We start from the raw sequence: 22,681 nt of genomic DNA on the forward strand, positions 1-22,681 counted from the left end.
ATGCAACTCATTTATTGGAGAGTGGGACAGATTTGCGGTTCATTCAAGAGTTACTGGGGCACACTAGTTCACGCACCACTGAAATTTACACGCATGTCAGCAACAAAAGTTTGCAGCTCATAAAAAGTCCATTTGACACATTATGAAAAGTGTTATTTTTACGAATAATGATAAAACCAACCAACACCAAGAAAAGCACACAAACACATCATCTATTTGTTGACTTTGTATACTTTTTTTCGGGATAGGTTTGCATATAAATAAGTTATGGTTAATTACCGTGATTCTGTTACTAACGAGAAAAACAACATTTAAGAACTGTATGAAATATTTTCTTTTTCTGATTCTTACAATTTCTTGTTCTTTAGTTAGAGCAAGTCAATGTTTGGATTTAGGACCACTTACCCAGAAAGAATTTAACGAGACAAGATTGATATTCAATGCATTAATCACAAATATTGAATACGATAGTCTAAACCACGAAAGAATATTTTATTTAAAAGTTTATAATGTTTTTAAAGGTGATATTGACACCGGGGATTTAAAAATTTACACTTCAGGACAATTACAAGCAAGTGATCTAGAAATAGGCTTTAAAATGTTGTTGTTTTTGAATTTGAATAAAAACAAACCATTTATTTCAAGATGTTCAAGGCAATATTTACTGAATGATTTTTCAAACGAGACATCAAATTTGGAGTTAAAAAAATATCTTCTCAAAAAGAATAAGTTCGATAGTGAGTTTTATTTCAATGACACTTTACGCTCTAAAGGACAATTGAAAAATGGCCTTCCTGATGGGAAGTGGTACTATTATAGAGAAGATGGAACACTTAAAATGGAAGGTTATTATGAAAATGGTTTCAGGGTAGGACTTTGGAAGGATTATTATAATGGCGCATGGCATCATCAATATTATATCAATGGTATAAAGAATGGAATTCACACTGAATTTTTTGAGAATGGCTTAATAAAAGAGACCGGCATTTATGTAAATGACTGCAAAACTGGAGTTTGGACTTCCTTCTATTCAAACGGTACATCTAAAGAACAAATTGATTGGACCACTGGATACATTTATTTTTGGAATTCATGGGATCCAAAAGGTGAAATCATGATAAATATGGGTAACGGAATACATCGATATTTCGACGATGATGGAAATCCAGAATCGTATAGTAATTCAATAATTGAAAATGGAAATTTTAAATAACCATAACAGCAAACAAGCGCAAGCGGCAAACGTTCGTACGTTTTAGCCGCCTGCGCCTGTTTGCAAAACGTTATGTGTAATTGCCTGCTTAACCCATGATGAATCTTTTTAAGTGCATTTTTAAAAGAAAAGAAATAGACCAAAATGAAAATGCGTTTGTCGAGGGAGAATTCTTATGGTGTATCGTTGGTAATATTGTTGATTACCATTTTTATGGTGAACAAAAAGAAATAAAAAGTGGGACTAAACATTTTCGTCCTGGAGCAAAAGTTTATTGTATTCCCGAATTTGGTGGAATGGCACATGAAACGATTAGAGTTATAGGAAAACCAAGAGGAAGCAGAGGGATGATAAATGTTATTATATCGACAAAAAAGATGAAAAATTTCAGACTTCAAAAAGTATATTCCGATTCCTTGTTTGAAAAAATATCCGAACAAGCACCTTATCGTGTCAATAATAGTTATCGACTAAGTAAAAAGGAATTAGTTGATATTTTGGATATCGTTAAGGCTTATACTGAAGAAATTAAATTACCGTAAAAATGATATACATAACAGCAAACAAGCAAAAGCGCAAAAATGATTATACTTGTTAGACGCCTTTTTGCCTATTTGGAAAACGTTATGTACATTGACTAATTATGTTTGAACAGATTTTAAATCAAATCGCGGTAAGTCGAAATTTTAAAAAAGGCGAGGTTTTGCAAAGTGCCGGACAAGAATCCTCCAAAGGTTATTTTGTAAAGAAAGGACTACTTAGAAGTTTTACCATTGATGATAATGGCAAAGAGCATATTTATATGTTCGCATCTGAAGGGTGGATTTTATCTGACATTGAAAAGGAAGTATTTGGAAATAAGACAGTTTTGTATATTGAGGCCATTGAAGACTCAGAAGTATATATCTTTAATCCCGGGCAAATATATCAATTAGACTTGCAACATGAATATACTGACTACATGATTTCTTCTCTGATGAAACGGATTGGTGTGATGCAGCGACGTATCTTAGCTCTTATGAGCGCTTCTGCAAGGGAACGTTACGAGTCGTTTCTTCAAATTTATCCCGATTTACAAAACAGAGTGCCGCAAAAAATGATTGCTTCTTATCTAGGTATCACTCCAGAAGCACTGAGCAAAATTCGAGGGCAAATTATTCGAAACAAATAGGGATTTCATTTCTTAATCTAGATTAATTTTCTTTCGGTCAATTGACCAGATCTTTGTTCCATTAACAAATTAAAAATGTAATAATGAGAACAATCACTTATTTTTTCGTAGCAGGATCATTTATCCTTTTTTCAGCATTTACTATTGTCACTTCAACAACATGGAAGGTGTCTGACAATTATTCAGTAAAATTTGCTGGTACAGATGCTGAAGGAATTTTTAAAACCTTGAAAGGAGATGTATCTTTCGATGCGGACAACCTTTCTTCCACCAAATTTGATTTCACGGTTGATGTAAACTCTATCAACACAGGAAACGGCATGAAAAACAAGCATGCGGTAAGCGATAAATGGTTTGATGCCGATAAGTATCCTAAAATCACCTTTAAATCGTCCAAAATTGTTAAAGAAGACGGCCAATTCAAGGTAACTGGAACTATGACAATTCATGGAGTTTCAAAAGAAATGACCATTCCATTTTCGTTCAAAAACAACACAATCGATGCAAAATTTTCAGTAAATCGTATGGATTATAAGGTAGGTACGATGGAAGGAATGTCCAAAAAAGTATCAGACAAAATTTCCTTGGAAGTAACTATTCCACTATCAAAATAAGCATCACAAAAATTATTTTCCAAACAAATAATAAGCATGAAAAAGCATTTAATACATGGTGGTGCGGCTGGGGTACTGGCTGCAATCGCAAGCATCATTTTCTTGAACATATACAAGAAATTGTATTTCGTTGATTTCAGCGCAGTAATAGATGAAGTAGCCGTTATGGCTTCTTCGATAATTGGTTGTGTTTTAATGGCGTTGGGATACATCATTCTCGACAAAATAAAAAAGCCTAACCTTTATGGGGCAATGAATTTACTCATCATGGTTTTGTGCTTCTTGAGTATTGTTCCTGTGATGGGTATGACTTTGCCACTCGAGGTTGAATTTCCTGAATTGTTTCCAGGCATGGTTGTTCCAATGCACTTCTTCCCTGCAGTTTCGTATTTTGGTCTGATTCCTTTCTTTAATAAGAAGTAAATCATGGAAAGGAAGCGATTCATAAAAACAATCATTGGCTCCACCACATTATTACTTACAATGGACGGATTAACTTCACTTACAAGTGCAATGTCACATGAAAAAGCTAACGCATTGGAAGCTTTGAACACAGACGAAATAGCCTCTTTTGGGGCTATTCATCTAAATAATACTTCTATTGAAAATGCGAAGAACTTTTGGATTGACGTCATAGGCATGAAATTAAGAGCTGAATCGGAGAGCATGGCTGAGTTTGGTACTGAAAACAAAACATTGGTAGTGGTTCATAAAACAGCTACAACGGCTTTTAAAGAAGGATACAGTGGGTTATATCATTTTGCGATTCATCTCCCTAACAAAGAAGAATTTGCAAAAGCTCTTTATCGTTTGCAGCGGAACAAGTATTCATTTTCACCAATTGATCATACCATGACTCAATCCTTTTATCTGACAGATTTTGATAACGTAATAGTTGAGCTGGCACTGGAAACTCCTGAGCGGTTCAAAAGGGTAATCACTGAAGGTGGACTTTTTATGGACGATACAGACGGCACAATCCGAGGTGCCTCGGCACCACTAAATACAGATGAAATCCTGAAAAGTCTTGCAGAAAAGGATTTGTCAAAAATAATAAGCGAAAATGCAAAAATTGGACATATCCATTTTTACGCGAACGACGTTGAAAACAACAACAACTTTTACAAAAAACTGGGGTTTAGTCAATCTAATTATTTTCCCCAATACATGTTTGCTGATTTAGGTGCAGGTGGGCCATACCTTCATCGTATCGCTTTGAACGCATGGCATGGATATAACAAGCCAATGGCTCCTTCAAGTAATGCGGGTTTGAAGCATTATCATATCGTTTTCAAATCCAGAGAAAAATTGGAAAATGTATTGAATCTAATTGAATATAGTACTGAAAAAAAGGGCGAATATTGGACATTAGATCCAACAGGAACCAAAATTTTACTAACGCACGATGCATAGTATAAAATATGCAATCAATGATAGAAAAATATAATCTTGTGATAGCTATATTATTGACTTTGGTAAGCAGTTGTAAAGCTCAAAATAGCCGGGAAAATATGGAATCAAACACTGGGTCACATTATGTCATCAGAGAAAGTTCGGATTGTAGTGAAAAATCACCAATGCTTATTTTATTGCACGGTCATGGAGGTAATGAAAATGACCTTTTTGCCTTTGAAGAGCAAATTCCACTAAATTGGATTGTTGTCTCCGTTCGTGGACCATATAAGCTGGCGGAAAATAGTTATCGATGGTACGATGCGAAACTGGTTGACGGTAAAATTGTCATTAACATTGAGGAAGAAGAAAAGAGCCGAAAACAAATCGTGGTTCTCATTTCTGAATTAACGAAGAAATACAATGTTGATAGCAGTAAAGTTATCGTTGCTGGTTTCAGTCAGGGCGCTAATATGGCTCAATCAATTGGATTGTGCAACCCCAATTTGTTGTCTGGTTTTGCCGTTTTTAGCGGAAGATACGTTGAGGAAGTGGAACAATCGATAAGTAAATCCCCCAACCTAAAAAACCTCAAAGCATTTATTTCTCATGGAAAAGAAGATACTATGTTGCCAATTAGATATGCTATAGAGAACCAGAACAAACTGAACAAGTTAGGAATCAAAATTGAATACACATCTGATTATGTGGGGCATTCAATTTCAAGTAAAGAAATTATCGCATTTAGGAACTGGCTTAGCCAAATGTAAAACACAAATTCGAAAATTATGCAAATCAATACTTCACAATCTAAAGTGAATTTTTCAATCAAAAAATTAATTGTTTTAACAGTTAATGGAAACTTTTCTCAAATTAAAGGCACAATAGATTTAAATGAAAATAATATTGCTGAATCCAACATTGAGATCATCGTTGCATTAGTGGGACTTGATACAAAAAATGTAAAACGAAATGAGCATTTGTTGCAAAAAGATTTTTTCAATGCGGAGAATCATCCCGAAATTACTTTTAATAGCAACAGTTTTACTTTGCTGAATGGTCAATACTCTGTAAAAGGTGATTTGACAATTGCAGGAACAACGAAAAAAATTGAAGTTCCATTTCAATTTACTAATAACCGCCTTGTTGGTTCTTTCAATCTGAATAGATTTGATTATGAAGTTGGAAAAATCCCAGCATTTGTTGCGGCCAAAGATGTCACGATAAAATTTGATTTATCTATAGGATAATTTTTTTTGAACTATGAAAGATGCAAATTCCAGTTGTGATGACGTTGGCGGAAAATTAATGCCTATAATTAATTTAAACAATTGTGGAGGGAAAGAAGACTGCATACCAGCCTGTCCTTTTGGAGTCTTAGAAATGCGGCGAATAACAGATGAAGATCGCAAGACATTAAATATAAAAGGTAAACTGAAAACTTTTTTTAACGAAAAGAAAGCATATGTAACAGACACAGGATTATGTCATGCTTGTGGAATCTGCGTACAAGTTTGTCCTGAGAAAGCGATAAAGTTGACCAAAAATAGAAAGCAATAAATACATCTCCAGTCTGCACATTTTATCACAACTACCAAAAAAATAACAATATGACGCTCGAAAATCAAAAAATCATCTTCTCAAGTCCAGCGAACCTGCCGACAACATATGGAATATTTACCATTGTATCTTTCAAAATTGAAGGTCATTCTGATGATCATCTGTTTGTAAAAATGGGAGATTTAGAGTCAAAAGAAAATGTACTCATGCGTGTACATTCTGAATGTTTGACAGGCGACGTGTTCACGTCGCTTAAATGCGATTGTGGAGAACAACTTAGTGCCAGTATGAAGATGATATCAGAAAAAAAAGAGGGCGTAGTTATTTATTTAAAACAAGAAGGAAGAGGAATTGGCTTATTCAACAAAGTAAATGCTTATTCCTTACAGGATATTGGGCATGACACGATCGCTTCAAATCATTTACTTGGATTCGCAACAGATTTACGAAAATTTGATTTGGTTAAAGATGTTGTTGAATATCTTGGTTTGAAATCCATTAACCTTTTGACAAATAATCCTGAAAAAATTGAATCAATAACAAAGGCCACTGGTAGAGTTGTAAATATAACCCCGTTAATTACAAAACCGAACAAGCACAATTCAGACTACCTGCAAGTTAAAAGAGAATTTCTGGATCATCGTCTATAGCATCCTTTTCGCGCCGAGCATTGCTTGAATTAATGAAAAAAAAATGAGTAAAATCGTTGCTAACTCGAGAAAGTTTGATTTCGCGAAAATAAAATTGATGCGCATAACAAGCGCTAATCGTTATGCCGAAAAGTACTATATTCAAGGGTCGGCACATCGCCTAGTTATAAACCGTTAGTAGCCATGTCAACTGAAACAAAAGAAGCTATTTTAAGTGGTATGAAAACGAAAGTTTGACCTATTGAATTCTAAGCCACTCTTTTTCTATCCTTGAACCTATTTTCGTTTGACCTGTATAGGTGAAACATGAGTAAGATGATAATAACGTTGCTTCTAATTGTCAATGCTCAACTTGTCAATTCTCAAACTTTTACTGGCCAGTTGTGCCTTTCAAGGATTGACTCTTTGCCCGCATATCATATTGTTTCTAGCGACACTTCAAGAATGAACTTTGCTTTTCTAGCTTACCCTTTGCGACTTCCTGGTAAACTGAATTTACTCGACTCCAATTCATTTTTTGTGCGAGTAGACGCAGCGCTATTTGACTCAACCTACAGCGGGACACTCAGCCAACTTGACGAATTAGAATCATTAAAAATGACTCCATTCAATAAAAAAAGTTCCTCATCTCAAAAATGGAAATTAATCTACATTCAAGACAACGGAAATTATAACCCGTGTTGTCATCCACCTTATCAGGTAAACAACATTTTTTATGTCGAACCTGAAAATTTTGTCTTTTCTTCAGATGAATTACTTGAAAGCTTTAATATGGATAAAATCAACTGGTATTTTTTAAATCGAGGCGATAAGTTCCTAACAGTAACATACTGTTTTCACTATGTTATGAATGATAGTGCTGAGGGCGGAACGACTTACACATTTAAATTAAATGAAGATTACTAACACGCGCTTCACCCAGTGCAGTTTTCACTAAGAGAAACCCTATGAAACGAATTTTGTATTTAACCGTTGTTTTTTTTCTTATTGTCTCATTAAATAAGGCTGAGGCCCAAAACCAGAAAGTTGATCCTTATTTAATTCATTTAATCGTTTCTGCTGGTACAGTAAATGATAAAATTGTTTTAGGTGTAAAATCAGAACGAATGTATCCTACTACTGGATATGAAATCACTTATAGTGTAGAAATGCGTAAAAACGAACTTTACATTAAGTTCGGAACGGCTAATGCCCCTGAAGAAGGGTTAACCGTTTTTGCCCCGGCGACGTGCTACATTGACTTAGGGAAACTGGAACATGGTGAGTATAAGATCACTTTTGAACACAATGAGAAAAAAACAAACGGAAAATTAATTGTAGGTTCTGTGCTAGAATTGACGATAGATGCAGGCAGCAATATTAAACCCAAATAGTACCAATTATAACACCAAACAATCAAAAGCGCCAATCCCGATAGCTATCGGGAGATTATATTTGAAAAGGCGCCTTTTTCTATTTTGAAACCGCTAGCAGTAATACGAAGATTAAGAAAATGAAGACAGGTTTAACACTATTATTTGCCATTTTTATCGGAACAGGATTTTCTCAAACAGATCCAGATAGTTTGCAATTACAAAAATCAGACAGCACATGGATGTTTATGTTACCCGATTCCCTTTCTGCACAATTTTTTCTACCGAAGATCCCTCATTATACTTCTTATAAACATTTTGATGTACCATTGATGATCTTTATGCCAAATTGTGCAGATTTAATAAAACGTGAAGGGTTGTTCTATCTAGGTCAAGACTCGTTGCCATACTGTGGCAATTGTACGGTATTGTATGGCAGCAAAAAAAATCCAATAACTTACCAATATCCGAATCCGAATATAGATTTTGTTGACACTTCCAAAACCTCCCAATCAAATTGGAGTATGGGTTATTTTATAACCAAAAATGAGGACAAAGTAAAAATAGTCTCTAGTTATACATACGGAAAGCGAGATGGGCATAGAGAATATTATGACATCAATGGGAAACTATATAAAATTGAAATTTATAAAAATGGAAAATGGGTATCGACAGACTATATTGACTGAATGTACTGCTGCTAACAACAAATAACCAAAAGCGCAAAACGACTATATTTGAGAAGGCGCCTTTGCCTATTTGCAAACTGTTAGCAGTAATTTTAAACAGAACATAGTGAAACATAATATATATCAAATTGACGCATTTACGGACACAATTTTTGGAGGAAATCCTGCTTGTGTTGTGCCACTTGACAATTGGTTGTCAGACGAAATCTTGTTGAAAATAGCAAAAGAAAACGCAGTTGCTGAAACTGCTTTTTTTGTTGACAAAGGAGAAAAAATCCATTTACGATGGTTTACGCCTGAAATTGAAATGGATTTGTGCGGTCACGCTACACTTGCAACTGCTCATAGTTTAGCGACAATTCTTGACTATAAGAAAGATAAAATTGTGTTTCAAACTTTAAGTGGCGACTTAATTGTCAAAATTGAAAATGGAAAATATAAAATGAACTTCCCATCAAGAATGCCTATTGTCGACATCTTACCACCGACAATTTCAAAATCCTTAAATATTCAACCGAAAGAAATTTTGAAATCAAGAGACTATGTTTTGGTGTATGAAAATGAAACAGAAGTTAGAAACATAAAAATTGACAGACAATTATTCGACCAAATAAATCTTGACCCAGGAGGTGTAATTGTAACAGCAATTGGAGACAATTGCGATTTCATTTCAAGATTTTTCACACCGCAAGCATCAATTTTAGAAGACCCTGTAACAGGTTCTGCACATTGTTCTTTAATTCCATTTTGGGCGAAAAAACTAAATAAAAAAGAACTTTATGCTCAACAAGTTTCTGAACGATTGGGCAAGTTGTATTGTGAAGACAAAGGAGACCGAGTGATTATTAGTGGACAAGCAAAAACATATTCAATTGGAGAATTTTGGACAGAATAAAACTACTGCTAACAGCACCTACCCAAAAGGCGGGGGTTCGTGTTCCAAAGACAGTTTTGTGGTTAATCAAAGTTTGGTTCTCCGCATCAACATTTGTGGTGAAAATCGCCACCTTCGCCAAGCCCGAAAACGTTATACCTCCAATCTCATTGAAACATCATATTTTTCAATCGTTTCAAGTTGTAATACCCGTTCCAAATCCTCCATCAAAAAGTTAGAAGTTTCCCCGCTTTAGGTCTGTATAGTATTAAATCAAAAGCGAGAATCTACCAAAGTGGTAAATACTCGCTTTTTTCAATGTATTTAAAAGATTACGAATTAATTAATCATGATTTCTTCTTCCTGAGAAATAGGCTTTCTAAACACAATTTTCCCGTCAAAAATATCCATAACTACGGTCAATGAAGTATCCAATGTTCCGGCTAGCAAGGCTTTCGACAATTCATTCAATACCTGTTTTTGAATGACGCGTTTCACAGGTCTTGCTCCAAAATGAGGATCGTATCCCGCTTCAACCAAATGTTCTTTTGCTTCTTCAGTCATATGCATTTTGATTCCTTTCTCAAGAAGCATGTGTGTCAATTGATTCAATTGCAATTGAACAATTTGTTTGACATAACGCTTGTTTAGAGGAGTGAAAATGATTGTTTCGTCAATACGATTCAAAAACTCAGGACGAATCGTTTGTCTCAGCAATTCAAGTACTTTGAATTTTGCTTTATCCATTGCTTCGTGTAGGTTCTCTTCCTTCACTCCGTCGAAACTTTCTTGGATTAAGTGAGAGCCCAAGTTAGAAGTCATGATAATAATGGTGTTTTTGAAATTCACCGTTCTACCTTTGTTATCTGTTAGGCGACCATCATCCAATACTTGAAGCAAAATGTTGAACACATCCGGATGTGCTTTTTCAATTTCATCCAATAGCACAATGGAGTAGGGTCTTCTTCGAACAGCTTCTGTCAATTGACCACCTTCATCGTATCCAACGTATCCCGGAGGCGCTCCAACCAATCTGCTTACACTGTGTTTTTCCTGGTATTCAGACATGTCGATTCGCGTCATTGCATTTTCATCATTGAACAAGAAATCAGCAAGCGCTTTTGCAAGTTCTGTTTTACCAACTCCAGTTGGACCTAAGAAGATAAATGAACCAATCGGTTTGCGCATATCTTGTAAACCGGCTCTGCTTCTTCTAACAGCATCTGAAATTGCCTCAATTGCTTCTTCCTGACCAACTACACGTTTTCCAAGTTCATCCTCCAAACGAAGTAATTTGGAAACCTCGCTTTCGATCATTTTTGAAATAGGAATTCCTGTCCATTTGGAAACAACATCCGCGATTTCTTCTACATCCACTTCTTCCTTGATCAATTTGGAATTTGCCTGCATTTCGGTGAGTTTCTTCTTGGCTTCCTCCAGTTGAATTTCAGCTTCTTTGATTCTACCGTAACGAATTTCAGCCACTTTTCCATAATCTCCGGAACGTTCCGCCTGATCAGCTTCGATTTTCAAGTTCTCAATCAATTCCTTGTTTTTTTGAACGACATCAACAACGTCTTTTTCAGCTTGCCATTTCGCATTGAATGCATTTCGCTGCTCTTCAAGCGTAGATAGTTCTTTCCCTAAAGCTTCCAGTTTTTTCGTATCGTTTTCTCGCTTGATAGCTTCCCGTTCAATTTCCAATTGCATGATACGGCGTTCCAATTCATCCAACTCTTCCGGTTTCGAATTGATTTCCATTCGCAGTTTGGAAGCAGCCTCGTCAATCAAGTCGATTGCTTTATCGGGTAAATGGCGTTCTGTGATATAACGCTGAGATAATTCAACTGCGGCAATAATCGCGGCATCCTTGATCAGCACTTTGTGGTGATTCTCATATTTGTCCTTGATCCCGCGTAAAATTGAAATCGCATCTTCCGTATCGGGCTCATCGACTAAGACCGGTTGAAAACGACGAACCAATGCTTTATCTTTCTCGAAGTATTTTTGATATTCGTTTAATGTGGTTGCACCAACAGCTCTTAATTCACCCCGTGCCAAGGCAGGTTTTAAAATATTTGCTGCATCCATAGCTCCTTCGCCACCTCCGGCTCCAACCAAGGTGTGAATTTCGTCAATAAACAGAATAATTTCTCCATCTGCACTGGTTACTTCTTTCACGACTGATTTCAATCGTTCTTCGAATTCACCTTTGTATTTTGCTCCGGCAACCAAGGCTCCCATATCCAAGCTGTAGACAATTTTGGATTTCAGGTTTTCCGGTACGTCACCATCAATAATCCGGTGTGCGATTCCTTCTGCAATGGCTGTTTTACCCACTCCGGGTTCACCGATCAGGATGGGATTGTTCTTCGTTCTTCGCGTAAGGATTTGAAGTACCCGGCGAATTTCATCGTCCCGACCAATAACCGGATCCAATTTTCCTTGTCTGGCTAATTCGTTTAGGTTTTTGGCATATTTTTCCAACGATTTGTATGTTCCTTCCTGTTGGTTGGAAGTGATTTTCTCTCCGTTTCTTAAATCCATAATATCTTTTATAACCTTTTTCTTGTCTAATTTTGCGTCTCTTAATAATTGCCCTATCTGATCTTTCGAATCGATCAAAGCGAGTAAAAGCATTTCAACGGTGGCGTATTCATCTCCATTTTCTTTTGCAATTCTCAAGGCCAACTGAAGTGTTTCCTGAGCTTTTGGTGAAAGGTAGATTTGTCCGCCGGAAACTTTACTTTGGCTTTCCAATATGCGATCCAAAGCAAGTTCTATATTTTGCTGATTGACTTGAGATTGTTTGAATAAATAAGGAACCACATCCGCATCTTTGAGGAAGATCCCTTTTAACAAGTGTGCATTCTCGATAGCTTGATGCCCTTCTGTCTGAGCATACTCTTGAGCTGCCTGGATGACTTCTTGTGTTTTGATTGTAAATTGATTGCTATCCATTTTTTGTTCTTTAGATCCTGACTTCGCTTGGTGAATGTCCGGATTGTTTCATTCTCGTAGTCAAATCATGAACCAAATCACATTTCCGAATGATTTCAAGACAAAACGACAGTTTCAGAAAAATCAAACAGACAAAATGACATTATTTCATTCTTGTGTGAAGCTGATTTTAGTAGTAATTTAGCAAAAAAATACGGCAATGTCTAAAATCAAAGAAACATACAAAAAACTCTATCCCTATTTTGTGGATGTATGGCAATACATTGTAATCATTCTTATTTTCATCATTGCAGCGATTTTTATTCTCTGATTTCCCGATTAGAATTCTCTGATCAGTTTGAATAAATTCTCATAATGTGGTCCATAAGTGATCGGACTTGCTACTTTATTCAGGTTTCTCTGAACATAATTGTAAGACTTTCCTGTTTGAGTGTTCAATACAAGTGAATACATATTTAAACTTTTACCCTCAGTTCCATCGAATTCAATCATGGTAAAGAGAAGCGTAGTTGTTTTTCTGTCAGAAGCGAATTTGTTCACTATTTCGTAATCCACAGCCAAACAATCTCTTCCCTTGTTCGCTTCAGCTAATTGTTCCAAATAAGCAAGATAGGTAAGGTACTCGTTGAATGAAGCTGTTGTTCTTCTTAAGGAGTCTTCCGAGATGATAATGGGACTGAATCCCTGGTTTTTAGCATTCGTGAAAATCGTATTTAAGTGAGATTTGTTTCTGGCAAGAGTCTCCCAACCTTGTGGCGGATATTTGGTGTAGTAGTGAATACTTGGTTCCACAATCAGAACATCTTTGAATTGGGGTTCCTGTAGTGAGGCATGATCGATTGTTTTTTGCCAGGCTTTCTCCTTATCCTTCTCATTTAAAAGTTGAAATCGGGTCGTTTCATCGGTTATTGAATCTGATTGCTCCTGAAGGATCTTGAATTTCTTGAGGAACAGGGAGTCAGTAATAATATCCGGAATCGCATAGGCAATAAAATTGGTTGAATCAAAAGCAAGAACGGGCTTTATTGATCGCTTTTCTTTGATTCGGCTGTATTTTGTACCGGCATCGAATGAAGTGCTGTCTTCTTTTATTGGAAGAGGCTCGGGTTCTTTTGAAAGCGCTTTCAGTGAGGCTTGATGAAAGTTTAACGGCTGGTAATCCGATAGCTTGATTAAATCAGTTTTGGCGAGTTCGTTCAGGTAGATTTCATACGAATCGTGAAAGAATTTGTCTTCCGGATACTTCGCTTTGAGATCGTAACTAATTCTCAAGCCCATTATTGCCCGTTCCTTATTATTGGAGGATCTCAGAAAACTGCAAAGAAGAGAAGATTCTCCTTCTATTTCTTTGGATTCTTTTACTTTTTCAAAGTCCGATTTTAAGCGCAGAATGGATAGCCAGGATAAGGTTTTCATTCGGTCCAGAAAGATGGAATTCCGGAATTGTTTTTCAAGAAGGAAAATGGAATAGAGCGCACTGAAATTACCACCTTCCAATACATTCATACGAACAGATTCAAACCGACAAATAGTGCGGACATATTCGAATTCTTCCTTACTCAACAAGAAAGAAGTAGTTCCCCAATGACTGTATCCCGCAGCTATTTTTTGGATAGCATCTTTTCTTTTTTTGATATTCGGATGGGAACTGTATGTGTCGTTGTAATTTTCTTCAGCCGTTATAGGCTTGATGTCTAAGTCGAATTCTTTCTCCGGAATGTATGAATTTGGAGTGTTGAAATAATTGGATGGAAAAGGAACTTCGTCAAAAGGTAAATAGGAATACATAAGCAGATCGAACGTACTTGTCAATTCTTCCTCGGAATATCCCATTTTGTTATACCTGACAAGGGCTAAGCTATCTGCTTCCAATTCATTTTCTTTCGAAAACTGGCTGAGACCCAGCAGTTGTTTGTTGTTTTTAATCTTACCGGTCTTTTTATAATTCAGGTATTCTTTGTGTGTGTGCTTTTGTTCGTAATGAGCAATTTCATGTGAAAGAATGAAAGCTAGTTGTGCTTCAGAAGATAATTGTGCGATCAACCCTGTTGTAACGAAAATAATACCGGGTGCAGTTGAAAATGCATTGGTTTCATTTGATTTTATAGTGTAAAATCGCAATTCCTTTGCCAGCTCAGGATTATCTTTTAAAAGACGATTCGCAAGATCCTGGATATAGACGGAAACTTCATCACCATAAATAACTCTTCCGGAATAGAGTATTTCGTTTAATTGCTCATGAATACTTTCCAAATAGAGTTGAGTATCTAGTTTTGTGGCAAGTTTGACTTTATTGGCAGCAATATCATTGAGGACTTTCTGCTGTACAAGAATTGTGAAATCTGCAGGCATTTCACCTTTTGACAATAAAGTTTGATAATTGTTAAAGTCCTTTTGTGAGAATGAAAAAAAGGAATGGACAAAAATGAAAATGCTGATGAAGATAAATCGGGATATGGGGAGGAGTTGATTCATTGTCTTTATTAATAATCGGTTATAAAAGTAATTCAAAATCAAAAAGAGTTCAGTACTTCCCGATTAATTTTAGGTTGATAGGGAGAAACATGGGCTGTTACAGTCATTGTCAATCCAATAGAATCCTTATTTTTGTTCAAAAGTAAAAACGTTGGAAAATCAACTTGAATTATCGATAGTAGTTCCCTTATTTAATGAAGTAGAGTCTTTACCGGAATTACATGCATGGATCAAGCGTGTATTGAATGACCATAAATTGTCTTACGAAGTCATTTTTATCGATGATGGGAGTAAGGATGGTTCCTGGAAAGTCATCGAATCATTAAAGTTGGAGGATTCCAACGTTCGGGGAATTAAATTCCAACGCAATTACGGTAAATCGGCAGCATTACAAACAGGTTTTCAAGCAGCTTTAGGTAAAGTGGTGGTTACTATGGATGCAGATTTACAGGATTCTCCTGACGAACTTCCGGAGTTGCATCGAATGATCACAGAAGAAGATTTCGACGTTGTTTCAGGATGGAAGAAAAAAAGGTATGATCCGATCACGAAAACAGTACCTACAAAATTATACAACTGGGCAGCTCGCAGAATGACTGGAATTCATTTACATGATTTCAACTGTGGACTGAAAGCATATAAAAACGCAGTGGTTAAAAGTATTGAGTTGTATGGTGACATGCATCGCTATATTCCACCGTTGGCCAAGTTTGCCGGATTCAATAAGATCGGGGAGAAAGTGGTGATTCACCAGGCAAGAAAATATGGTACAACCAAATTCGGATTGAATCGTTTTCTGAACGGACCGTTGGATTTGATGACCGTGGTTTTCATGGGAAAATTCGGCAAGAAACCGATGCACTTTTTCGGAGCGATCGGAGCCTTACTTTTCATCATCGGATTCGGAATTGCAGCCTATTTGACAATCGACAAATTATTTGTTCATTCTTCGGCAATCAGAGTGGCTCAGCGCACAGAGTTCTTTGTTGGAATTACGGCAATGATCATGGGAGTTCAATTCTTTCTGGCTGGGTTTTTAGCCGAATTGGTCGGACGCAACTCTTCTACACGCAACCATTACCTGATAGAAACTGAAATCTAAAATCTCAATGAAAGATTGGCATTTGGATGATTCGTGGACACTCTTCCTGGATAGGGATGGAGTGATCAATGAACGAATAATGGATGATTACGTCAAGCAAAGAAGTGAGTTCGTTTTGCTTCCTGGAGTTGCACGTTCCATTGCGAAAGCAAATAAGCTGTTCTCATACGTTTTCGTGGTCACCAATCAGCAAGGGATTGGTAAAGGTTTGATGACCGAGCGTAACCTTTTGGATATTCATACTTATTGTAGTGAATTATTGAAGGTTGAAAACGCATTCATAAACAAGTACTTTTTCGCGCCCGATTTAGCTTCCGATAATTCAGATTTAAGAAAACCAAATTCAGGAATGGCTCTTGCTGCAAAGCAGGAATTTCCAACGGTTGATTTTCAGAAATCAATCATGGTTGGTGATTCGGATTCAGATATCGAATTTGGCAAGAAACTTGGAATGAAAACCGTGTTTATCGGACACAACAGCGTGTTGGAACACAAAACTGCTGATTTAACCTGTGATTCCCTGGAATCATTTATAAACTTATTGGATTATGATATTTAGGATCATTTTTGTTGCATTATTTTTGATTGCTCCGATAAGCTGGGGGCAGTCTGTGAATCAAAAGGATACGCAAGGAAGAAAGCAAGGAGCCTGGCAAAAGACTTATCCGAAATCCCGCGCTTTTGAATATAAGGGACAATTCAAGGACGACAAACCTGTCGGTACCTTTTATTATTATTACGTTTCCACCAAGAAAAAAGCAGTCATTGTACACGATGAAAAGACCGGGCGTTCCAGCGCATTGATGTATCATGAAAATGGGGTGCTGATGGCAAAAGGCATCTTCAGAAACCAGGAGAAAGATAGTGTTTGGGAATACTATGGTCCTTCCGGAAGATTAAGTACCAAAGAAACTTATTCGAAAGGGAAGCTGAACGGAAACCAGACGGTTTATTATGTGTTTGAAGATCCAAGCGATAAGCGTGTCATTGTTGCCAAAGTAACTCCTTATAAAATGGGTGTTATCAACGGAGATGTGATTGAGTACTTTGATACAGGAGTGATTAAAAGTAAAGTGACTTACATCAACGGCAAGAAAGAGGGCGTAGCTGTAACGAATCACCCGAGCGGAAAAGTGATGATCACGGAACGTTTTAAAGGTGGAATCCAGCATGGATGGCAGTCTGCACATGACCAAACAGGAAAAGAAACCGGTAAGCAATATTACCGTTATGGAAAACGGATCGAAGGCAAGGAACTTGAGTCTCATTTGAAGCAATGCAAAGCTAAAGGAATCAATCCCAACGGTTAAACTATAAATTAAACCCGCATTTTGAACAATTGTTTGGATTGGAAATACTTTTTTAAGTATTTTGCAGTTCATGCGTAAGAAACTAAAAGCCATAGCTATAGCTATTTCATTGCTATTCCCTGTTTTTATCACGAATTCTTGTAAGAAGGACGAGCCATTTGATATGCATTATGACTACTTTCCATTGAGTGAAGGTCGTTATGTTGTTTATTCCGTTCATGAGGTTTTTGTAGATCAACAAATTCAACAAAAAGACACTTTCGATTATTATATCAAAACACTGATCGGCGATACGGTAATGGATAATTCTGGTCGGATTGCCAAGAAGTTTGAACGTTATTACGGTTCGACTGCAAACGGACCCTGGACATTTCACGATCTATGGACGGCAATCATTGATGGAGGCAGAGCAGAATTGGTGGAAGAGAATAACCGAACGATCAAACTGGTTTTCGCACCAAGTGAAGACGATGAATGGGATATGAACGCGTACAATACGCTTGGTCAGATGGATTGCTATTATTCGAATATTCATTCATCATATACCGTGAACGGCACAACCTTTCCTACGACAGTCACTGTTGAACAGGAAGACTTCAGTTCGTTCATTGATTCACGCAGGAAATATGAAGTGTATGCCAAGGATGTGGGTATGATCCATAAATACTTCAGGGATTTTATCATCATCAATGGGAATCCGAATAATGTCAAGAAAGGACATTTGATAGACATGCAGCTGGTCTCGTACGGTCAACAGTAGTCTGTTCACTTTTGTAATGAACCTCATTGGCATTTGTAGCGAAAGTTTAACTTTGTCGAAAAGGAATCCATGTATTTTTCATTTATTATTCCTGTATTCAATAGACCGGATGAAATAGAAGAGCTGCTTAAAAGCTTGACCGAACAGACGTATCAGGAAGATTTTGAAGTAGTTGTCATTGAAGATGGTTCTACTATTCCTTGTGAACAGGTGGTTGATTCCTACAAAGAAAAACTCTTTATATCTTATTACAACAAACCCAATTCAGGTCCGGGTGATTCCCGAAATTATGGAATGAGAAAAGCAAATGGCAGCTATTTCATCATTTTGGATTCGGATTGTATTTTACCCCCGAATTACCTGACTTCTGCTGCGGAAAATCTGGAACGGAATTACGTTGATTGTTTTGGCGGACCGGATAACGCATTGGATTCCTTTTCCGATATTCAAAAAGCCATCAATTTCACGATGACTTCCTTTCTCACTACCGGTGGAATTCGCGGAGGTTCTGAGAAAATCGGAAGATTCCAGCCACGAAGTTTCAATATGGGACTTTCAAAAGTGGCTTTTGAAGCTTCGGGAGGCTTTGGAAATATCCATCCGGGAGAAGATCCTGATTTATCCATTCGTTTATGGGAAATGGGATTTGACAGCAAGTTGTTCAAGGATTCTTATGTCTATCATAAAAGAAGAATCGATTGGTCGAAATTCTACAAACAGGTGAACAAGTTTGGAAAAGCAAGACCTATTCTGGATTCCTGGTATCCAAAATACGCAAAGATTACCTTTTGGCTTCCTACGATGTTTTGTCTGGGGTTTTTAGTTGCTCTGGTACTTTGTCTGTTGGTAACCCCCATTTTTTTGTACCTCTATGCACTTTATTTTATACTGCTTTTCCTTTTTGGAACTATTCAAAATGCCAACTTGAAAATTGGATTTCTTTCCTTGATAGCATCTGTTATTCAGTTTTATGGCTATGGAACCGGTTTTCTGAAATCATTCATAAAGGTGGTACTATTCAGGCAGCAACCCGAAAAAGCATTCCCGGAATTATTTTTTAAAAAATAAGTTGCCGACAAGCTGTTTCAGAGGGAGGTGCTTTCATTTTTGACAATAGGTAACAGCATTACCTTAAGCTAGTTAGTTATCTGAATCGAAAATACTTCCGGTCGGATATTGTCGGGATAAAAAGCTCGAAACGGATTGATTCAATTTCACTTATCTGCATTTTTTTTAAAAGGTTTTACACATAAGTTGAATTTGATAGCCGTAAATGATATATTTGCGGGCTTAAAATACATCAATCAAAATGCGTAATAAAGGATTTTTCTGGTTTTTAACGATTTTACTTACTGCCGTATGTGTCTATCAATTGTCATTTACATGGGTAACAATTGGAGTTGAAAACGATGCTGAACGAGAGGCAATAGGTCTAGTTGAAGAGTTAAAAGTAAAAGCTGCAGCTGATCCGGCTGATAGTAATAAAGTAACTTTAGTAAATGGAACTATAATCGATTTCAATACACCTGAGGCATTTGAACTTGCTAAGGCTGCAATGATTAACCAGGTTTTGTCTGAGAAAGCAGAAAAATCTGTTTATCCTGTTATTGGCTCTAAATTTAAAGACGTTAAAGCGCGTTCATTGGCGTTTGGTTTGGATTTAGTTGGTGGTATGAGTGTAACGATGGAAATCGATGTTCCAAAGTTTGTGGAATCTTATGCACGTAACCCAAGAGATTTGAAATTCAAAGCACCATTCGATGAGGCATACAGAATTCATACAACTCAAGGAGGTGATTTCATTGATCTATTTATCAAGGAATTCGAAAGAAGAAATGGGAAGGATAAATTAGTTCGTCAGCTTAATATTTCTGAAGTGAAAGAATTGTCTTACAATTCTTCGAACTCGGATGTTGCAAGTTACTTCCATGATAAGATTGCCAGCTCAATGGATGGAGTGGAGCAGATCATGAGTAAACGTATCAACCAATTTGGGGTTGCACAACCGAACATTCAAAAAGAATCACGTAAGAATCGTTTATATATTGAGCTTCCAGGAGTTCAGGATGAGGCAACGGTAGCTGCTAAATTGATCGCTACAGCGAATTTGGAGTTCTATGAAACATACGCTTTAACAGATCCGGGTATTCAAACAGGATTATCAAATGCGAACATTGTTTCCAGAAACGCTGAAATTAAAAAAGTTGAAACAGATACTACAGGAACAGATTCTACTAAAACTGCTGCAGCGCCTATCAAGTCGCTTTCTTTAAAAGGAACTGGAAACAGAAAACCTTTGTTTGATTATTTGAAGATCGAACCGGGAATGGGACTTGGAATTGCAAATGCAGAGGATAGAGATGAAGTGAATGACATTTTAAACCGTTCTGATATCATCAGCTTATTCCCTGAAGACCTTAAGTTCATGTGGTCTGCCAATATGGAAGAAGGTGGAGAAGGTAAAAAAGGATATACCCTATATGCCGTAAGAATCCCTGAAGGAAGAAAAGCAATGGTTGGTGGTGAAGATGTTAGATCTGCTGTCAGATCATTCAATCAACAAAATTTGCAAACGACTGTAAGTGTTACGATGTCAATTGAAGGTACTCAGAAATGGGCTCAAATGACAGAAAAGAACGTAGGTCGCTCGGTAGCAATTACAATGGATAATGTAGTTTATTCTGCACCGGTTGTAAACGAAGCAATCACGCAAGGAAGCACAGAGATTTCCGGTAACTTCAGTATTGCTGAAGCGGACGATTTATCCGGATTGTTAAATGGAGGATCACTTCCTGCACCATGTGTCATCAAACAACAAACAAAAGTAGGACCGACAATCGGTAAGGAAAATTCTGAAGCTGGATTGGTTTCATTTGCTTTTGCATTCCTTGCTGTTTTCATCTACATGTATTTCTATTACGGAAAAGGAGGTTTGGTAGCAAACATCGCTTTAGCAATCAACGTGGTTCTGATCTTTGGATGTTTGGCATCTTTCGGAGCTGTATTGACATTGGCTGGTATCGCAGGTATCGTATTAACAATCGGTACGGCGGTCGATGCGAATATCCTGATCTTCGAACGTATCAAGGAGGAAAATGCACTGGGTAAAACAGCGGAAGAAGCTGTAAATATCGGATTCATCAAGGCGTTACCGTCTATCATTGATGCGAACGTAACTCACTTATTGGTTGCGATGATCTTGAAGATTTTCGGAACAGGTGAGATTGAATCATTCGCAACTACATTGATTGTCGGGATTTTCACATCGGTGTTCTCTGCGATCATCATTTCCAAATTGATCATTACATCTTCATTGGAAAAAGGAAGAAAAGTTTCTTTCAGTACCAAATACACACACAACATGTTCTCAAACTTCCATTTCGATTGGATCGGTAAGAGAAAGTACTTCTACATCTTCTCCATTACTGTTACAGTATTGGGAATTGCAGCAATGGCTACCAGAGGATTGAAACAAAGTGTTGAATTCACCGGTGGTAGAACGTTTGGTGTGAAAATGGACAAGCCCGCTGATATCGAATCGGTAAGAAAAGCAATGGAGTCTGTTTTTGTAGAAAAGAACGGTGAAAAATCGAATGTGGAGATCAAGACAAAATCAAATGCGTATAACGTTGAGATCACTACGAACTACTTGTTAGCAGATGCATCTGCAACTGCAAAGGTTGAAAAGAAAATGAAAGAAGGTTTTGAAACGATCAAAGCCAAATCAGGTGGAATTCAAGTAACAGATACGCGTTCAATCTCTGCTTCTGTTTCTGAGGAAATGTGGTCTTCCGCATCCCTTTCAGTTACTCTTGCCTTGATTGCAATCTTCGCATACATCTTCATCCGTTTCGGTCAATGGCAATATTCATTGGGTGCAATCTTAGGATTGGCGCATGACGTTCTGTTCGTACTCTCTATCTTCTCGTTACTTCATGGATTCTTGCCATTCAGTTTGGATGTGAACCAAGCGTTTATCGCTGCGATCCTTACCGTAATCGGTTACTCGATGAATGATACGGTGATTGTATTTGACCGTATCCGGGAAAGTTTGAACTTCGATAAGAACCAACACGAAGCGAAAGAAGTAATTAATGAAGCATTGAATAAGACTTTGAGTCGTACGTTCAATACATCCATGATCTTGTTTGTGGTATTGTTGATCATGTTCATTTTCGGTGGACCTGCAATTAAAGGATTCTTATTCGCACTATTGGTTGGTGTTGTAATCGGAACATATTCTTCCTTGTGTGTTGCTACACCGATTCTTGTTGACTTCACAAGATCATTTAAGCTCAAAGGAGATAAAAAGAAATAAGTACATTTAAATATCTGAAAGCGGCTCTTCAATAGATGAGCCGCTTTTTTTATGTCGTTTTTTACAACCTTTCAGATAGAGCGTCATCAAAAGGGAAAGGCATTTCGACTACGCTGCGCCAATGCTGTCCTTGCTTTGCCAAAGTGGCTATGCGAAGGCAAGAGCTCTAGCGCAAGCATTCAATGACCTTTAGCCGTGTATCTTATGAGTTTATAACAAATAAGGTGGCTGAGCGGAGTC

23 protein-coding genes are annotated in these 22,681 nt (G+C 37.1%); 21 read left to right on the forward strand and 2 right to left on the reverse strand.

From position 1 onward, the window contains the following. The 15 genes from AAG807_RS20195 to AAG807_RS20265 all read left to right on the forward strand — a co-directional run. A partial coding sequence (locus AAG807_RS20195) for a tyrosine-type recombinase/integrase (protein WP_341908242.1) occupies positions 1-146 on the forward strand: 146 nt, incomplete at its 5' end. Between the two features lie 239 nt (positions 147-385). After that, complete coding sequence (locus tag AAG807_RS20200; protein ID WP_341908159.1) at positions 386-1,213, forward strand: hypothetical protein; 828 nt, start codon at positions 386-388, stop codon at positions 1,211-1,213. 95 nt (positions 1,214-1,308) lie between these two features. Next, positions 1,309-1,755 carry a hypothetical protein gene (locus AAG807_RS20205; RefSeq protein WP_341908162.1) on the forward strand — a complete coding sequence of 149 codons (447 nt, stop codon included), beginning with the start codon at positions 1,309-1,311 and terminating at the stop codon, positions 1,753-1,755. Positions 1,756-1,856: 101 nt separating this feature from the next. After that, positions 1,857-2,384, forward strand: a complete 528-nt coding sequence (locus AAG807_RS20210; protein WP_341908165.1) for a Crp/Fnr family transcriptional regulator — start codon at positions 1,857-1,859, stop codon at positions 2,382-2,384. An 83-nt stretch (positions 2,385-2,467) separates the two neighbouring features. Then, entirely contained in the window at positions 2,468-2,998 is a 531-nt protein-coding gene (locus AAG807_RS20215) for a YceI family protein (RefSeq protein ID WP_341908167.1), read from the forward strand. A gap of 36 nt (positions 2,999-3,034) precedes the next feature. Continuing rightward, on the forward strand, positions 3,035-3,421 hold the full coding sequence (locus AAG807_RS20220; protein WP_341908170.1) for a hypothetical protein: 387 nt from the start codon (positions 3,035-3,037) through the stop codon (positions 3,419-3,421). A gap of 3 nt (positions 3,422-3,424) precedes the next feature. Further along, positions 3,425-4,411: a VOC family protein gene (locus tag AAG807_RS20225; protein WP_341908172.1), complete on the forward strand. Its 987-nt coding sequence runs from the start codon at positions 3,425-3,427 to the stop codon at positions 4,409-4,411. Between the two features lie 17 nt (positions 4,412-4,428). Beyond that, positions 4,429-5,160, forward strand: a complete 732-nt coding sequence (locus AAG807_RS20230) for a PHB depolymerase family esterase (RefSeq protein ID WP_341908174.1) — start codon at positions 4,429-4,431, stop codon at positions 5,158-5,160. An 18-nt stretch (positions 5,161-5,178) separates the two neighbouring features. After that, a complete protein-coding gene (locus AAG807_RS20235; RefSeq protein WP_341908177.1) occupies positions 5,179-5,640 on the forward strand; it encodes a YceI family protein in 462 nt (153 codons plus the stop codon). 13 nt (positions 5,641-5,653) lie between these two features. Beyond that, positions 5,654-5,950, forward strand: a complete 297-nt coding sequence (locus AAG807_RS20240; RefSeq protein ID WP_341908180.1) for a 4Fe-4S dicluster domain-containing protein — start codon at positions 5,654-5,656, stop codon at positions 5,948-5,950. A gap of 50 nt (positions 5,951-6,000) precedes the next feature. Continuing rightward, entirely contained in the window at positions 6,001-6,600 is a 600-nt protein-coding gene (gene ribA, locus AAG807_RS20245; protein WP_341908182.1) for a GTP cyclohydrolase II, read from the forward strand. A gap of 306 nt (positions 6,601-6,906) precedes the next feature. Further along, entirely contained in the window at positions 6,907-7,506 is a 600-nt protein-coding gene (locus AAG807_RS20250; RefSeq protein ID WP_341908185.1) for a hypothetical protein, read from the forward strand. Positions 7,507-7,547: 41 nt separating this feature from the next. Next, positions 7,548-7,973, forward strand: a complete 426-nt coding sequence (locus tag AAG807_RS20255) for a hypothetical protein (RefSeq protein ID WP_341908188.1) — start codon at positions 7,548-7,550, stop codon at positions 7,971-7,973. Between the two features lie 119 nt (positions 7,974-8,092). Then, complete coding sequence (locus AAG807_RS20260; RefSeq protein ID WP_341908191.1) at positions 8,093-8,641, forward strand: hypothetical protein; 549 nt, start codon at positions 8,093-8,095, stop codon at positions 8,639-8,641. A gap of 106 nt (positions 8,642-8,747) precedes the next feature. Continuing rightward, positions 8,748-9,536 carry a PhzF family phenazine biosynthesis protein gene (locus AAG807_RS20265; RefSeq protein WP_341908194.1) on the forward strand — a complete coding sequence of 263 codons (789 nt, stop codon included), beginning with the start codon at positions 8,748-8,750 and terminating at the stop codon, positions 9,534-9,536. Positions 9,537-9,854: 318 nt separating this feature from the next. Here AAG807_RS20265 and clpB read toward each other — a convergent pair whose 3' ends face one another. Both clpB and AAG807_RS20275 read right to left on the reverse strand, forming a co-directional pair. Then, complete coding sequence (clpB, locus tag AAG807_RS20270; protein WP_341908196.1) at positions 9,855-12,476, reverse strand: ATP-dependent chaperone ClpB; 2,622 nt, start codon at positions 12,474-12,476, stop codon at positions 9,855-9,857. Positions 12,477-12,794: 318 nt separating this feature from the next. Then, complete coding sequence (locus tag AAG807_RS20275) at positions 12,795-14,951, reverse strand: M48 family metallopeptidase (protein ID WP_341908199.1); 2,157 nt, start codon at positions 14,949-14,951, stop codon at positions 12,795-12,797. Positions 14,952-15,102: 151 nt separating this feature from the next. On the opposite strand from AAG807_RS20275, the gene AAG807_RS20280 reads away from it, so the two are divergent. The 6 genes from AAG807_RS20280 (at position 15,103) to secD (ending at position 22,441) form a co-directional block, all read left to right on the forward strand. Then, a complete protein-coding gene (locus AAG807_RS20280; RefSeq protein ID WP_341908201.1) occupies positions 15,103-16,053 on the forward strand; it encodes a glycosyltransferase family 2 protein in 951 nt (316 codons plus the stop codon). 7 nt (positions 16,054-16,060) lie between these two features. Further along, on the forward strand, positions 16,061-16,612 hold the full coding sequence (locus AAG807_RS20285) for an HAD-IIIA family hydrolase (RefSeq protein ID WP_341908203.1): 552 nt from the start codon (positions 16,061-16,063) through the stop codon (positions 16,610-16,612). Next, complete coding sequence (locus AAG807_RS20290) at positions 16,602-17,363, forward strand: toxin-antitoxin system YwqK family antitoxin (protein WP_341908205.1); 762 nt, start codon at positions 16,602-16,604, stop codon at positions 17,361-17,363. The genes AAG807_RS20285 and AAG807_RS20290 overlap by 11 nt, the downstream gene beginning before the upstream one ends. Before the next feature lie 70 nt (positions 17,364-17,433). After that, a complete protein-coding gene (locus AAG807_RS20295; protein ID WP_341908207.1) occupies positions 17,434-18,123 on the forward strand; it encodes a hypothetical protein in 690 nt (229 codons plus the stop codon). Positions 18,124-18,192: 69 nt separating this feature from the next. Further along, on the forward strand, positions 18,193-19,191 hold the full coding sequence (locus AAG807_RS20300; protein ID WP_341908208.1) for a glycosyltransferase: 999 nt from the start codon (positions 18,193-18,195) through the stop codon (positions 19,189-19,191). A gap of 241 nt (positions 19,192-19,432) precedes the next feature. Further along, entirely contained in the window at positions 19,433-22,441 is a 3,009-nt protein-coding gene (secD, locus tag AAG807_RS20305; protein ID WP_341908210.1) for a protein translocase subunit SecD, read from the forward strand. Positions 22,442-22,681: the final 240 nt, after the last annotated feature.

Origin of the sequence: Fluviicola taffensis DSM 16823, assembly GCF_943372375.1 — a bacterium.
Classification (GTDB): Bacteria; Bacteroidota; Bacteroidia; order Flavobacteriales_D; family Crocinitomicaceae; genus Fluviicola; species Fluviicola taffensis_A.